Source organism: Streptomyces sp. NBC_01689, from assembly GCF_036250675.1.
In the GTDB taxonomy this organism is placed as follows: domain Bacteria; phylum Actinomycetota; class Actinomycetes; order Streptomycetales; family Streptomycetaceae; genus Streptomyces.
This window is the reverse complement of sequence record NZ_CP109592.1, coordinates 4,714,237-4,728,205: the sequence shown is the minus strand read 5'-3', so window position 1 is coordinate 4,728,205 and position 13,969 is coordinate 4,714,237. Positions and strand designations below refer to the sequence as shown.

The following is a 13,969-nucleotide window of genomic DNA, read 5'->3' as shown; positions in this document are numbered from 1 at the left end:
CCGAGGCGCGTACGCCACTGAAGGTGATCGAACGATCGCGTGAGGTTACGCTCGCGGAATGTACTTCAGGCGCATCCTCAGGCCCCTGCGCAGGGGCGGCATGCTGCTGGCCGCCACGACGCTGCTCGTCTCCGCCTGCTCCTCGGGAAGTCTCACCACGACGGCGTCGGAGGCGTCGGCCTCGCATCCGACGGCGTCGTCGCCCAAGGAGACCGGGGCGGTTCTGGCCCCGCTGCCCGACTCCACGCCGGCGGCGCTGACGTCGTACTACGAGCAGAAGCCGACCTGGCGTTCCTGCGGTGCGCCCGGCTTCGAATGCACCACCATGAAGGTGCCGCTCGACTACGACGACCCGGCCTCGGGCGCCATCAAGCTGGCCGTCGCCCGCAAGAAGGCCACGGGCCCGGGGAAGCGGATCGGCTCCCTGCTGGTCAACCCCGGTGGCCCGGGCGGCTCGGCGGTCGGCTACCTCCAGTCGTACGCCGGCCTCGGCTACCCGGCGAAGATCCGCGCCCGCTACGACATGGTCGCCGTCGACCCGCGCGGAGTGGCCCGCAGTGAGCCGATCGAATGCCTCAGCGGTCCCGAGATGGACACCTTCACGAAGACGGACATGACGCCCGACAACGTCAGGGAGACCGACGAACTGGTCGAGGCGTACAAGAAGTTCGCCGAGGGGTGTGCCCGGCACTCGCCCAAGGTGCTGCGCCATGTGTCCACGGTCGAGACGGCCCGGGACATGGACATCGTGCGCGCGGCGCTGGGCGACCAGAAGCTGAACTACGTGGGGGCGTCGTACGGGACGTTCCTGGGCGCGACGTACGCGGGCCTGTATCCGCGGCGGGTGGGCCGCATGGTCCTGGACGGCGCGCTGGACCCCTCGATCGACGCCCGCACCCTCAACAAGGACCAGACGGCGGGCTTCGAGACGGCCTTCCAGTCCTTCGCGAAGGACTGCGTGCGGCATGCGGACTGCCCGCTGGGCGGCCGTGGCACGAGCCCCGGCCAGGTGGGCAAGAACCTCAGCGCCTTCTTCAAGAAGCTCGACTCGAACCCGATCCCGACGGGTGACCCCGACCGTCGTCAGCTCACCGAGTCCCTCGCGACGACGGGCGTGATCGCGGCGATGTACGACCAGTCGGCCTGGCCGCAGCTGCGCGAGGCGCTCGGCGCGGCGATGAAGGACAAGGACGGCGCCGGCCTGCTCGCCCTCTCGGACAGCTACTACGAGCGGGACGCCAAGGGCCACTACACGAACCTGATGTTCGCGAACGCGGCCGTGAACTGCCTCGACCTCCCGTCCGCCTTCTCCGGCCCCGGGCAGCTGGAGAAGAGCCTCCCCGCCTTTGAGAAGGCGTCCCCCGTCTTCGGTGAGGGGCTGGCCTGGGCCGCACTGAACTGCGCGTACTGGCCCGTGAAACCGACGGGCGAGCCCCATCGCATCGAGGCGAAGGGCGCGGGCCCGATCCTGGTGGTCGGCACCACCCGGGACCCGGCCACCCCGTACGCCTGGGCGCAGTCCCTCGCCGGGCAGCTCTCCTCCGCCACGCTCCTGACGTACGTCGGTGACGGGCACACCGCCTACGGCCGGGGCAGCACCTGCATCGACTCCGCGATCAACGGCTACCTCCTCGACGGAACCCCTCCGCCCCGGGGAAAGCGCTGCTCATAGCCCTCCCGCACGCCCCGGAACCGGGCCCTCCGGGGCGTGTACGGAGCACCCCCGGAAACTGTGTAGACTTACCGACGTTGCTGATCGCACCATAGTGCGGACAGCGCGCCGCCTTAGCTCAGATGGCCAGAGCAACGCACTCGTAATGCGTAGGTCTCGGGTTCGAATCCCGAAGGCGGCTCTGTGGAAGCCCCAGGATTCTCACTCGCCGTGACCTGGGGCTTTTGCTTTTTACTGAATACGGCGGCGGCGCCGTGCACGAGCCGCGCGGCGGTCCCCGGTCTCGTTCCTGGTCTCAGTCGCGGTGCTGAGGGGCAGATGTCGGGGCGGGCCAGTACCAGCGTGCGGGGCGCCGAGAGCCCCTTGGCGCGCGCACCGGCAGGGTCCCGGCCGAGAGCCGAGAGCCGAGAGCCGAGAGCCGAGAGCCGAGAGCCGAGAGCCGCTCCACCGACCTCGCGTCCCGCAGCACCCGCAGCACCCGCAGACGCCTCCCCGCCGGTCACTGCCGGTACCGATCAAAGCGGTCCATCGGGCTGTCCGGCGAACTGTCATGAAAAGATCGAGGTAGATTCAAGGATCAATCCTTCGGGCTCATTGTTTGAGCAAAGAGATCGCCAAAAGGATAATGTTCTCGCGGTCGCGGGTCGATGGGCACTGACGGAGCATGAGATTCCGATTGCTTGCCTACAAGGCCACTCCATAGCCAATGGCTCATGTTCAATCGTCATGCTCAAATCTCGCTCAGATCAGTCGAGTTTCCTTGACGATCACCCAGGCGGTCCGCGATTGTTCTGTTCATGTCGCTCCCAGGGGGAGCGACAACGGAGGGAACAACGAACGCCATAACTCGAGCATGCACAGCCGCTGCGCTTGTAGGAACCCTTCTCCCAGTTGAAGGAATATCCCTTCGAGCCGAGGGCGAGCCATCCGTCCGGGACTCGGTGATGGAGACGCTCGGGTCGGGCGGGCAGCCGACGGCGGCTGTAAGTGGACCGTCTCGAACCACGGGACCGCCTAGCTTCCGGCACTCTCGCCCTGCATCGCCCACTCGTGAGTCGAGGACGATCTGATGAAGCTGTCCCTGCTGGCCGCCGGCCTGTCGGCCCTGGTGCTTGTGTCGGCCTGTTCCGGGGGAGCTCACTCCCGGGCGACCGCCACCCGCGGGGCGACGCGGTCTCCGGCACAGGCGACGCCCGGGACCGGCGCGCCCCCCTCTCCGGTACAGACCCCGACGAGTCCGGACCGTCTTCCCGATCCGATCCGGTCGTCACTCCCTGTCGGATCGAAGACGCTGTACACGAAATCGGGTCACGGTAAGGGCGGTGTCACGCTTCCCGCGTCGGCGGGGAAGGCCTCATCCATCACGGTGATGTGGACATGCGCCGGTCCCTCCCAATTCGGCGTCATCGCCACCGGAAAGCGTCTCGCCCGGTCTCAGTGCGGTGACGGGACCGGTGTATTCACCGCCGAGATACCACACGCCCAAATGCATGAACTGGCGTGGAAGTTCTCGGCGGCCGATTCGGTGATCTGGCGAATCGTCGTCACCCAACCACCCGGGAAATAGAAACGAGCGCGCCGACGCCCGGCAGAATCCGTCGCGCTCTTCCGCCGAGCCATGCGACGCGTTCTCGCACCGTCCGGTGAACCCCGGTCGCCATCGGACCCGAGCCTCCACCCCCTGGACCCGGCGGGGTCAACCCCGTGGCCAGGGGCGTCCGTCGAGGCGTTCGATGTCGCGGTTGAAGCGGCTGAGGTAGGCGGCGAACTCGGCCACGTCCTCGGCCGTCCAGTCCACCATCACCTTCTCCAGACCTTCCAGGTTCTCGGTCCGGTGGATGTCGAGACGGCGCTCGCCCTCGGCGGTGATGGAGAACTTGCGGGCCATGCCCCCCTCGGGGTCGGGCATGCGCTCGACGACCCCGGCCCGCACCATCGCGGCGGTCTGGCGGTTGAGGGTCGAGGCGTCGAGGCCGAAGGCCTCGCTGAACTCGCCGATCGACATCGGCCCCTGCGCCTGGATGCGGCTGAGCAGGACGTACGCGCTGCGGTCCAGACGCTCCTCGCCGGCTCCACGTGCCCGCGGGTTGAGCATGTGCATGTGCCGCCCGAGCAGCATGGTCTCGAATTCCAGCAGATCAAGTGGCTTGTCCACGCGAGGCATCCTTCAGTCTCCGGCTCGCTCCCCTGTCAGGAGAACTGGCTGCGGCTAGATATACCACTCGTATGTGCATTATACACGAGACATGTACCGTGCACATTGGGAGGTCTGATCCCTGGCCCTCGATGTGTCCCTGATGTCCGGTCCTGGCGGTGATGGCGAGGCGGCGGTCCGCGGCGTCCGTCAAGAGTCGGTGAGAGTCGGCGGACTTCCGGGCGTGCTCCCGTGGCGGCGGTCGCCGCGCCGAGTAGGTTCGCCCCTGATCGCGCGGCCGGAAGGCCGGGGCGAGCCCCTGACCGGGCCGGACGCGGGTCCGCCAGGTGGCCGGGGCCGGATCCCGTGCGCCGAGGCGAGCCCCGTGGGGAGCCGTGAACGGCGTGAGGAACCGCATGCGCGGAGAGGAAAGCCGGGCGTACCTGAGGGATACGCCCGGTGAACAGCTAGCATCGCGGGCAGTGTTGTCGGCCTGGGATGGAGTGGTGTCGTGCCGGAGGGTCCACGGATCGCCGTTGCCGTCGTGACGATGGGCAACCGGCCCGTCGAGGTCGACGCGCTGCTCACCTCGGTGGCCAAGCAGGACGTGCCGCCCGCCCGGATCGTGATCGTGGGGAACGGGTGCCCGCTGCCCGACTTCGCCGAACGGCTCGGACTGCCCGGTGAGGTGACCACCGTGGAGGTCGACGAGAACCTCGGCTGCCCGGGCGGACGGAACGTGGGCCTCGCCAGGCTCGCGGAGTTCGGGGACGTGGACGTCGTGGTCGAACTCGACGACGACGGGCTGCTCGTCGACGCGGACGTCCTGCGCAAGGTCCGCGACCTGTACGCCGCCGACCCGCGCCTCGGCATCGTCGGCTTCCGGATCGCCGACGAGAACGGGGAGACCCAGCGCCGGCACGTGCCCCGGGTCGGGGCGAAGGACCCGATGCGCGGCGGCCCGGTCACCGGGTTCCTCGGCGGTGGCCACGCCCTGTCGATGCCCATGGTGGCGGAGATCGGCGACTGGCCGGCCGAGTTCTTCTTCGCCCACGAGGAGACCGACATGGCCTGGCGTGCCATCGACGCCGGGTGGACCGTGCTGTACGAGCCCGAACTGCTGCTCCAGCACCCGAAGACCTCGCCCGCACGGCACGCCATCTACTACCGGGTCACCGCCCGCAACCGGGTCTGGCTCACCCGCCGCCGGCTGCCCCTCGCGCTCATCCCCGTGCACCTGGGGATCTGGGTGCTGCTCACACTCGTACGGACCCGGTCGCTGGGCGGGCTGCGGGCCTGGTTCGGCGGTTTCGCGGAAGGCCTGCGCGAGTCCGGCGGCAGGCGTCAGCCGATGCGGTGGCGGACGGTCTGGCGGCTCACGCGGCTCGGACGGCCGCCCGTCATCTGACGGTCCGCCGGGTACCGGGGACGACGAAGGCCCCGGTCGTTCACCTCCGCCGACCGGGGCCCTCTCTGTCCCCGGATCCGGCCACGGCGGCGACACTCCCCCGAGTTACGCGTCAAACGCGCGCACCGTCGGGCCAGATCCGATGCCCTGATCCCATCAGCCCGCGCCAACGGATCGCTAACATGTGGCCAACGGTTCCCTCGGGAACCGGCCAACGGTTCCGCCGGAGCCGGGAGACGGTCGGTGCGAAGTCGCCAGGGGCACGGCCGGACGGTCGCGTGGGAAGGCAGTGGGCGGGCTATGCGGTACGGGCTGCGGTTCGGGCTGCTGGGTCCACCGGTGCTGTACGACGCCGACGGAGAGGTCCGGCCGATCGGCAGCGGCAAGATGCGCGCGCTGCTGGTGGCGCTGCTGCTGGAGCCGGGCCGGGTCGTCTCGGTCGACGCGCTCAAGGACGCGCTGTGGGGCGGGACGCCCCCGGCGTCCGCACAGGCCTCGCTGCAGAACCACGTCACCCGGCTGCGCCGGCTCCTCGACGATCCGGAGCGGCTGCGGGCGGTGCCGCCGGGATACGTCCTGCGCGTCGGCGAGGGCGAGTCGGACGTCCGCGTCTTCGAGTCCCACGTCACCGCCGCCCGTGCCGCGCACGCCGGACGGGACGGCGAGGGCGCGCTGCGTGAAGCCCTCGCGGGGCTCGCGCTGTGGCGCGGCACCCCGCTCGGCGGCGTCCGCTCCGAGCTCGGCGGTCACGCCCTGGTCCAACGCCTCGAGGAGGCGCGGCTGCTGCTCCTGGAGTGGCGCTACGAGGCCGAGTTGTGGCTCGCGGGGACGGCCGCCGCCCGTGCCGGAAGCGAGGCGGGCGCGGGGAGCGCCGGAAGCGGCACGACCGGCGATGACGGGGGAGGGCCGGGGAGTTCGGCCAGGTCCGGCGGTACGCCCGGCGGTGCTGAGGGCGCCGAGGGTGCGGCGGGGGTCGCGGGGATGCGCGGCTCCGGGACACGTAAGGGCCTTGCGAAGGCGGACGGGTCCGGTGGCTCCACGGGGTTCGCGGGAGCGGACGGCTCCGGGGGCCTGCTGGGCACCACGGGCGGCATCGGTCCCGGCTGTGCCCGACTCGCCGCTCTCGCGCCCGAGTTGGCGGCACTGGTCGCCGAACACCCCTTGCGGGAGGCGTTCCACCGGCTGCTGATGCTCGTACTGCACCGCACCGGCCGGCAGGCGGAGGCCCTGGCCGTCCACCGCGATCTGCGGGCCCGCCTGGTCGAGGAGCTGGGCGTCGAGCCGGGCCCCGCCGTGCGCGAGGCGCATCTGGAGATCCTGCGGGAGCGGGATCCCGGTGGATTCGCCGGATCGCCCGGAGCGCGCGGGTCGACCCGGACGGGCAGGGCGGATGCTGCGGACGGGTCCGGCAGGCCCGGCGGACCGAGGGGAGCGGGCGGACGCCCGGCGGGCCGACCGGGCGGCGGAGTCGGACCGGCCGGATCTGACGGGAACCAGGGAAACCACGGAAACCACGGACACGACGGAAGCAGGGGAAACGACGGAAACGACGGGCCGGGCGGGACGGACGGACCGTACGGAGCCGGCGCCGTCGAGCAGGACGGCCGTACGGAGACGGACGCGGCGGCCGGCCCGACGCGGACCCCCTCACCCCGCCCCGCGCAACTCCCACCCCCGCCCGCCCACTTCACCGGCCGCAGCGACGTACGTGACGAACTGGGCCTGGTCCTGGACACGGACCGGCGGCTGCGCCTGCCCGTTCCGGCCGTGGCCGTCATCAGCGGTATGGCCGGGGTCGGCAAGAGCGCGCTGGCCCTGCACGTGGCCCATGGGCTGCGGGAACGTTTCCCTGACGGCCAGCTGTACATCAACCTGCACGGGGCCACCCCCGGAATGACCCCGCTCACACCCGGCCAGGCGCTCGCGGCGCTGCTGCGCGACCTCGGGGTCGAGCCGCGTCGCGTTCCCGAACTCCCCGACGCCGCGGCCGCGTTGCTCCGCTCCACGCTGGCCCCGACGCGCACCCTCATGGTGCTCGACGACGCCGTGCACGCCGCGCAGGTGCGGCCCCTGCTGCCGGCGGGGGCCGGGTGCGCGGTGATCGTGACGAGCCGGTCGCCGCTCACCGCGCTGGACGGCGCGCACCGTTTCCCGCTCGCCCCGCTGTCGGACGAGGACAGCGCGGCACTGCTGCGCGCGGTCTCCGGACGCCGCGACGGACTCGACAGCGGGCACCCGCTCGTCGAACTCACCGGACGGCTCCCGCTCGCCCTGCGTGTCGTCGCCGCCCGCCTCGCCGCGCGCCACGCCCTCACCCCGGATGCGCTGGCCGGTCAACTGACGGACACGGAAGGCCGGTTGCGTCATCTGGAGTACGACGACCTGAGTGTCCGCAGGTCGCTCGCGGTGGCCCATGACGCGCTGCGCGCCTCGGACCGCGAGGCCGACCGGGACGCGGCCCGGGCCCTGTGCAGCATCGGCGCGCTCGATCTGCCGGTCTACGGCGCGCCCCTGCTCGCCCGGCTCTCCGGCATCGCCGAACACCGTGCCGAGGCCGCGCTCGACCGCCTCGTCGACGTCGCCCTCCTGGAGGAGACGGCGTACGCCCGCTACACCCCCCACGACCTCGTCCGCGACTTCGCCCGCGAGATCGCGGGAACGACGGAGGCGACGGAGGCGACGGGGACGGCGGGAACGACGCGGACGGCAGGAACGCCCCGGGCGTCGGTGGCGACGGTGACCTTGGTGGCGACGGGGTTCAGCAGTGGGGTGTCCGAGGCGGCGGCAGCACCCGGACCGAGCGGTTCGAGCGGCTCCACCGCCGCGACCGACTCAGCCGCCCCGACCGATTCCACCGGCTCGGTCGGACCCGCCGCCCCGACCGAATCGATCGGCTCGGTCGAACCCACCGGGCCGGCCGGCCCGGCCTCTCCCGCGGGCGGGCCGGAGCGTACGGGCCGGGCGGCGGACACGTCCGACGCGGTGGTCCCGAACCCCTGTGTCTCCGAGCGCGCCCTGCGCTGGTACGCCGGAGTCGCCGCCCGCTCGCTCGAAGTGATCGTCGAGGCGGGGCTCGACCGCGCGGACCGCAGCCGTCCGACGGCCACGCAGCCCGCGGCACACGCGGCGGACGCGGCCGCCACACCCCCGTTCCGTTCGGCCAAGGACGCCTTCGCCTGGGGCGATCTGGAGCTGGAGAACGTGATGACGCTGGTGGAGCGGTACGCGGAGGTGTCCGCGTACGTTCCGGTGCTGGTGCGGCTGCTCAATCCCTACCTCCAGCGCAGCGGCCGGGTCGCGGAGTCGGAGGTGCTGCTGCGCACGGCGCTGGACGCGGCACGGCGGCTCGGGGACGAGGCAGCGCAGGCGTACGCGCTCGGAGACCTCGCCGGGCTGCACTTCATGACGGGACGGGCGGGCGAGGCCCTCACCCTGAACGACGAGGCGCTGGCGATCTGGCGGCGGCTCGGGGTGCTGTCATGGGTGCGGCGCGGTCTGAACAACCGCGGCATGCTCCTGGAAGGGCTCGGACGGTACGAGGAGTCCAGCGAGGCGCTGCTGATGAGCCTCGAACTCTCCCGGGAGCTGGGCGACCCGCACACGGAGGCCATCACCTACAGCCACCTCGGCAACCTGTACGAGCACACCGACGCCCGTGCCGCCATCGACCACCACCGCCGCAGCCTCGCGATCGGCGACGCGATGGACGACATGATCATCCGCCACTCCGCGCACTGCAACATCGGCTACGCGCACCTCACCCTCGGTGAACCGGCCGCCGCCGTACCGCACTTCGAGAAGAGCCTGCGCATCCTCGGCGGACACGACGACTGGCACGGGGAGTCGCAGACCCGGCTCGGACTGGTGCGCGCGCTGCGCGGGGTGGGGCACTGCGAACGGGCCGCGCGGGAGTGCGAACTGCTGCTGCGCCGCGCCGACCGGCGCGCCGACCAGTTCACCGGCGGGCTGGCCCGGCACCAGCGCGGACTGCTGCTGCGCACCCGCGGTGACGTGGAGGGGGCGCACGAGCAGTGGCGGACGGCGCTGGAGGCGCTGGACGGGAGGGACACCTCGGTGGTGGGGGAGCTGCGGGAACTCCTCCGGGGGGCTTGAGGGCTGTCGCGCGCGCCGGGGATCACGGGACAGGCCTCGGCTACTTCGCGTCGGCGTAGCACTCGACCACCGCGGTGGTGAACGGGAAATGGACCGGTGTCTCGCCGAAGGTCAGCCTGCCCGCCAGTTCCGCGGCTTCCCGGATCGCCGCCACGACCGTGTCCGCCTCCTCGGCCGGGCAGTGCACGATCACCTCGTCGTGCTGGAAGAAGACCAGTTCGGCGGCGAGGCCGGCGCAGGTCCGGCGGAGGGCGGCGAGCAGCAGCAGCGCCCAGTCGGCGGCGCTGCCCTGGACGACGAAGTTCCGTGCGAAACGGCCGCGGGCCCGGGAGTTGGAGGAGGCGTACCCGGGCACCCAGCCCTGGTCGCCGAGCGGCTCGGCGGGCTCGTCCTGGGGGAGACCCGCCTCCTCCGACGTCCGGTCGGAGGCGCCGGCGGCCGGGGGGCTGGTGCGCCCCAGCCAGGTCCGGACGAGCCGGCCCTCCTCGCCCTCGCGGGCGGCGTCGTCCACGTACGCCACCGCCTTGGGGAAGCGGCGGCGCAGTGCGGCCAGGTTCTTCAGGCCGTCGCCCGAGGTCTGCCCGTACACCGCGCCGAGGACGGCCAGCTTGGCCTGGGCGCGGTCGCCCGCGAAGGCCCGGTCCGACACCGCCTGGTAGAGGTCGCCCTCCCGGCCCGCGACCTCCATCAGGCCCGGGTCGCGGGAGATCGCGGCCAGGACGCGCGGCTCCATCTGGTCGGCGTCGGCCACCACGAGCCGCCAGCCGGGGTCGGCGACGACGGCCCGGCGGATGACCTTGGGGATCTGGAGCGCGCCCCCGCCGTTGGTCACCCAGCGCCCGGTGACCGTGCCGCCCGGCAGGTACTCGGGCCGGAAGCGGCCGTCGCGCACCCAGTCCTGCAGCCAGGACCAGCCGTGGGCGACCCAGATCCGGTACAGCTTCTTGTAGGCGAGCAGGGGTTCCACGGCCGGGTGGTCGACGGATTCGAGCTCCCACCGCCGGGTGGAGCCGACCTTGATCCCGGCCTGCGCGAAGGCCTTGACGACGTCGGCGGGCAGATCGGGTCTGACCCGTCTGCCGAAGGCCGCCGAGATCTCGTCGGTGAGCTCGGCGAGGCGGCGGGGCTCACCGCCGCCCGCGTACCGCTCGCCGAGCAGTTCGCGCAGCACCTCGCGGTGGACGTCCGCGCGCCACGGCAGTCCCGTCGCGTTCATCTCCGCCGCCACCAGCATGCCCGCGGACTCGGCGGTGGTGAGCAGGTGCATGCGCTCGGGGTGGGTGGTGGCGGCGTGGCGGCGCCACTGGTCCGCGTACACCCCGACGAGGTCCTGGAGGGGCAGGTGGACCGGGCGCGGTTCGAAGAGGGAGGACTGCGAGCCGGGCTCGGCCGAGCGCTGCGGGGGGTCCGCCGGCACGGGGCCGCCGCGCAGTCTGGCCAGCGCGGCGGCCGCCGAGCGGGGTTCGCCGAGCCGGCCCTCGTGGCCGAGCAGGAGGTTCTCGGCGGCCTCGATGTCGTAGCACCGGTCGACGCGCACTCCGGCGGCGAGCAGGCGTGGGTGGACGCCGGCCGTGGACCGCCAGACCCACCGGACCACGTCGGGCCGGGCCCGTACGGCCTCGACGAGGTCGGCCTCCCTGCGCACCGGTCCCGCGGGCAGCCCGTCGGGGCCGAGGGGGGCGAGCTCGGCGCCACCGTCCTCGGTCGGCCCGACAGCCCACCGGTCGCTCATGGGGCCGAGTCTCGCAGGAGGGTCTGACAACGCTGCCGCTCCGCCGCGCCGCCGCGGCCGGATGCGCCGTCGCGGCGGGGCGGGTCCGGCCGGTCATGACCGGCCGGGTCGGTCACGGCCGGCCGGGCGAGGGGCCGGTCACGGTGCCTTGGTGAGCTCCGCCAGCGAGCGGGCGATGTGGGTCTCCGTCGCCTGCTTGGTGATGCCGACGCCGCTGAGCACGCCCTGCCCGTTCTCGTGCTCCAGGAGGGCCAGCAGGATGTGCTCGGTGCCGATGTAGTTGTGACCGAGGCGGAGGGCCTCGCGGAACGTGAGCTCCAGGACCTTCTTCGCGGCGGGCCCGTAGGGGACGAGTTCCGGGACCTCGGCGGCGGCCGGCGGGAGCGCCGCGGTCGCCGCCTCGCGCAGGGCCTCCGGGGTGACGCCCTGAGCGGTGATCGCGAGCGCGGCGAGTCCCTCCGGTTCGGCGAGCAGGCCGAGGACCAGGTGCTCGGGCACACCCTCGGCGTTCCCGGCGGTCCTGGCCTCGGAGTGCGCGGCCATGACCACGTGCCGGGCGCGCGGTGTGTAGCGGCCGAAGCCCTGGTTGGGGTCGAGGTCCGCCTCGGCCTTCGGCACGAACCGCTTCTGTGCCGCCTGCCGGGTGACGCCCATGCTCCTGCCGATGTCGGTCCAGGAGGCGCCCGATCGCCGGGCCTGGTCCACGAAGTGCCCGATCAGATGGTCGGCCACGTCGCCGAGGTGGTCCGCGGCGATCACCGCGTCCTGGAGCTGGTCGAGTGCGTCGGTGTGGACCTTCTTGATGGCCTCGATGAGGTCGTCGAGGCGCACGGATGAGGTGCCGAGCGGATTCGTCGTCATGTGTCAACCTTAAGTTGACACTCCGGGGGTGTCAACCCGAAGTTGACATCGCCTCGGTGTCTCGTCCGGGCCGCTCCGGGAGATCGTTGTCCACAGGCTGTGGATACTTTTTCCGCGCTACGGAAGCACCGGCGGCACCTGCCCCGGAGGTGGCACCGGCACGCGTGACACGATCGGAGGATGAGCAGCAGTACGACGCCCAGCACCGTGGAGCGCGCCTTCGCGGCCGCCCTCTACGCCGACACCGACGCGGCCCTCGACACGGGCGCCTCGCTGCTCGCCGCCGACCCCACGTCCGACACCGAACTCGCCCGGCGCGGCGCGGAGTTCGTGGCCGCCGCCTGGCGCCGCGGCTGGCAGCCGGCCGACCTCGTACGGATCGTGCGGCGCGACCTGGACGACCTCCATGTGCGCCTGGTGTCGGCCCTGATCCTGCGGGAGGACCGGACGCCGCCCCGGGGGCCGCGCTGGGCCGCCCAGCTCGACGGCCTGGCCGCGGACGCCGAGCCGCCGCGCACCGACCGCTTCACCCACGCCACCACCGTCCTGGAGCTGTACCGGCTGCTGCTGCGGCTGCCCGCCATCGAGCCGCTGGACCTGGATCCGCCCCGGCAGGACGCGCCGCAGGACTCCCGGATGCTCACCCGTATCCGGGCCCTGCTCGCCAAGGCCGAGGCGACCGGCTTCCCGGAGGAGGCGGAGGCCCTGAGCGCCAAGGCGCAGGAGCTGATGGCACGGCACAGCATCGACGAGGCGTTGCTCGCCGCCCGGACCCATGCCAAGGACGCGCCCGGCGCCTGCCGCATCGGTGTCGAGCCGCCGTACGAGACGGCCAAGGCGGTCCTGCTCGACGCGGTGGCCGGCGCGAACCGCTGCCGCGCCGTGTGGAACGAGTCCCTCGCCTTCTCGACCGTCGTCGGCTTCGAACCCGACCTGGAGGCGGTCGAACTCCTCTACACCTCGCTGCTCGTGCAGGCCACCGCCGCGATGACGAAGGCGGAAGCGGCGCAGCGGGCCGGCGGACGGAAGCGTACGAAGACGTTCCGGCAGTCGTTCCTCGCCGCGTACGCCCATCGGATCGGCGACCGGCTCGCGACGGCCGCCGAGGGTCAGGTGGCGTCGTCGGAGGGGGAGTTGCTGCCCGTCCTGGCGGCCCGCGACGTGGCGGTCACCGACCACATGGAACAGATGTTCCCGGACACCGTCACCACCCGGCTGCGCGGGGTGGACGACGCGGCCGGCTGGCAGGAGGGGTCCGCGGCGGCCGACCGGGCCCAGGTCAGGGCCCGGCCGCCGCTGCGGTGAGGTGACGGACGGCGCGGCCGGTCGCTCAGTCGCCGGCCGGCTGGAAGGTGCTCACGGAGGCGTTCAGGTCGTCCGGCCCGGTCTTTCCCGCGAGGGGACCGTACGACCACTTGAAGCGCCGGGCGTCCTTGGCGCCGGGCAGGCTGATCTTCAGTGAGGTCGCGTCCAGGCTCTTGGCGTCGCCCGCGGTGCCCCGGACATAGGTGATCGTGAAGGAGGCGGTGCCGTCCTTCGCCAGGGTGATCTTCTGCGGCTTCGCCGACTTGTCCGCGAAGACCTCCGTGCCCTTGGCGCTGTCCTGCACCTCGATGCCGGGGAACCCTTCGAGGGCGCACGTGCCGCCGTGGTTGGTGAGCGTGACGGGCACGTTGCCGGTGTCCCCGGCCGCGGGGGCGGTGTTGGCGGGGCCGACCTCGAAGTCGATCCCGTCGATCGCGCAGACGCCGGAGGAGGCCGCGGTCGCCGTGGAGCCGCCGGAATCCTTCTTGTCGGCACCACCGCTGTCGCAGGCGGACAGCGTGAGGGCCGCCGCGGCGGTGAGGACGGCGATCGGAAGGACGCGCATGGGTTTCCCCCTGGGTTCGTGACGGTGCACACCGATCATCACGCAGACCGGAGGGTGAGTGTCGCGCGACCCCCCGCTCCGGCGCGTCGTCCGGGCGGCCGCCGGCCGGGGAATCACCGGGACGTCGAGAGGCGCGGACCGGCGGGCGTCCGGTCCGCGGCCGCGGCACGGGGCGGGGC

Annotated in this window: 8 protein-coding genes and 1 tRNA gene; 5 read left to right on the top strand and 4 right to left on the bottom strand. The window is 72.5% G+C overall.

What is annotated here, in order from left to right:
* The first annotated feature begins 58 nt into the window (after positions 1 to 58).
* Positions 59 to 1,672, top strand: a complete 1,614-nt coding sequence (locus OG776_RS20045) for an alpha/beta hydrolase (protein WP_148012333.1) — start codon at positions 59 to 61, stop codon at positions 1,670 to 1,672.
* Positions 1,673 to 1,779: 107 nt separating this feature from the next.
* Positions 1,780 to 1,853: transfer RNA gene (locus tag OG776_RS20040), tRNA-Thr, on the top strand.
* A 1,515-nt stretch (positions 1,854 to 3,368) separates the two neighbouring features.
* Here the strand turns inward: OG776_RS20040 and OG776_RS20035 are convergent.
* Positions 3,369 to 3,827, bottom strand: a complete 459-nt coding sequence (locus tag OG776_RS20035; RefSeq protein WP_187285873.1) for a MarR family winged helix-turn-helix transcriptional regulator — start codon at positions 3,825 to 3,827, stop codon at positions 3,369 to 3,371.
* Positions 3,828 to 4,317: 490 nt separating this feature from the next.
* On the opposite strand from OG776_RS20035, the gene OG776_RS20030 reads away from it, so the two are divergent.
* The gene (locus tag OG776_RS20030) at positions 4,318 to 5,214 is read left to right on the top strand and encodes a glycosyltransferase family 2 protein (protein WP_261994841.1); all 897 of its coding nucleotides are present in this window, start codon (positions 4,318 to 4,320) and stop codon (positions 5,212 to 5,214) included.
* Positions 5,215 to 5,514: 300 nt separating this feature from the next.
* Complete coding sequence (locus OG776_RS20025; RefSeq protein ID WP_329321977.1) at positions 5,515 to 9,327, top strand: AfsR/SARP family transcriptional regulator; 3,813 nt, start codon at positions 5,515 to 5,517, stop codon at positions 9,325 to 9,327.
* A 40-nt stretch (positions 9,328 to 9,367) separates the two neighbouring features.
* Here OG776_RS20025 and OG776_RS20020 read toward each other — a convergent pair whose 3' ends face one another.
* Both OG776_RS20020 and OG776_RS20015 read right to left on the bottom strand, forming a co-directional pair.
* A complete protein-coding gene (locus tag OG776_RS20020) occupies positions 9,368 to 11,059 on the bottom strand; it encodes a bifunctional 3'-5' exonuclease/DNA polymerase (protein ID WP_329321975.1) in 1,692 nt (563 codons plus the stop codon).
* A 138-nt stretch (positions 11,060 to 11,197) separates the two neighbouring features.
* The gene (locus tag OG776_RS20015) at positions 11,198 to 11,920 is read right to left on the bottom strand and encodes a Clp protease N-terminal domain-containing protein (RefSeq protein ID WP_148012329.1); all 723 of its coding nucleotides are present in this window, start codon (positions 11,918 to 11,920) and stop codon (positions 11,198 to 11,200) included.
* A gap of 180 nt (positions 11,921 to 12,100) precedes the next feature.
* On the opposite strand from OG776_RS20015, the gene OG776_RS20010 reads away from it, so the two are divergent.
* Complete coding sequence (locus tag OG776_RS20010; protein ID WP_148012328.1) at positions 12,101 to 13,225, top strand: DUF2786 domain-containing protein; 1,125 nt, start codon at positions 12,101 to 12,103, stop codon at positions 13,223 to 13,225.
* A 25-nt stretch (positions 13,226 to 13,250) separates the two neighbouring features.
* On the opposite strand, the gene OG776_RS20005 is transcribed toward OG776_RS20010, so the two are convergent.
* The gene (locus OG776_RS20005; RefSeq protein WP_148012327.1) at positions 13,251 to 13,790 is read right to left on the bottom strand and encodes a DUF4232 domain-containing protein; all 540 of its coding nucleotides are present in this window, start codon (positions 13,788 to 13,790) and stop codon (positions 13,251 to 13,253) included.
* Between the last annotated feature and the right edge of the window lie 179 nt (positions 13,791 to 13,969).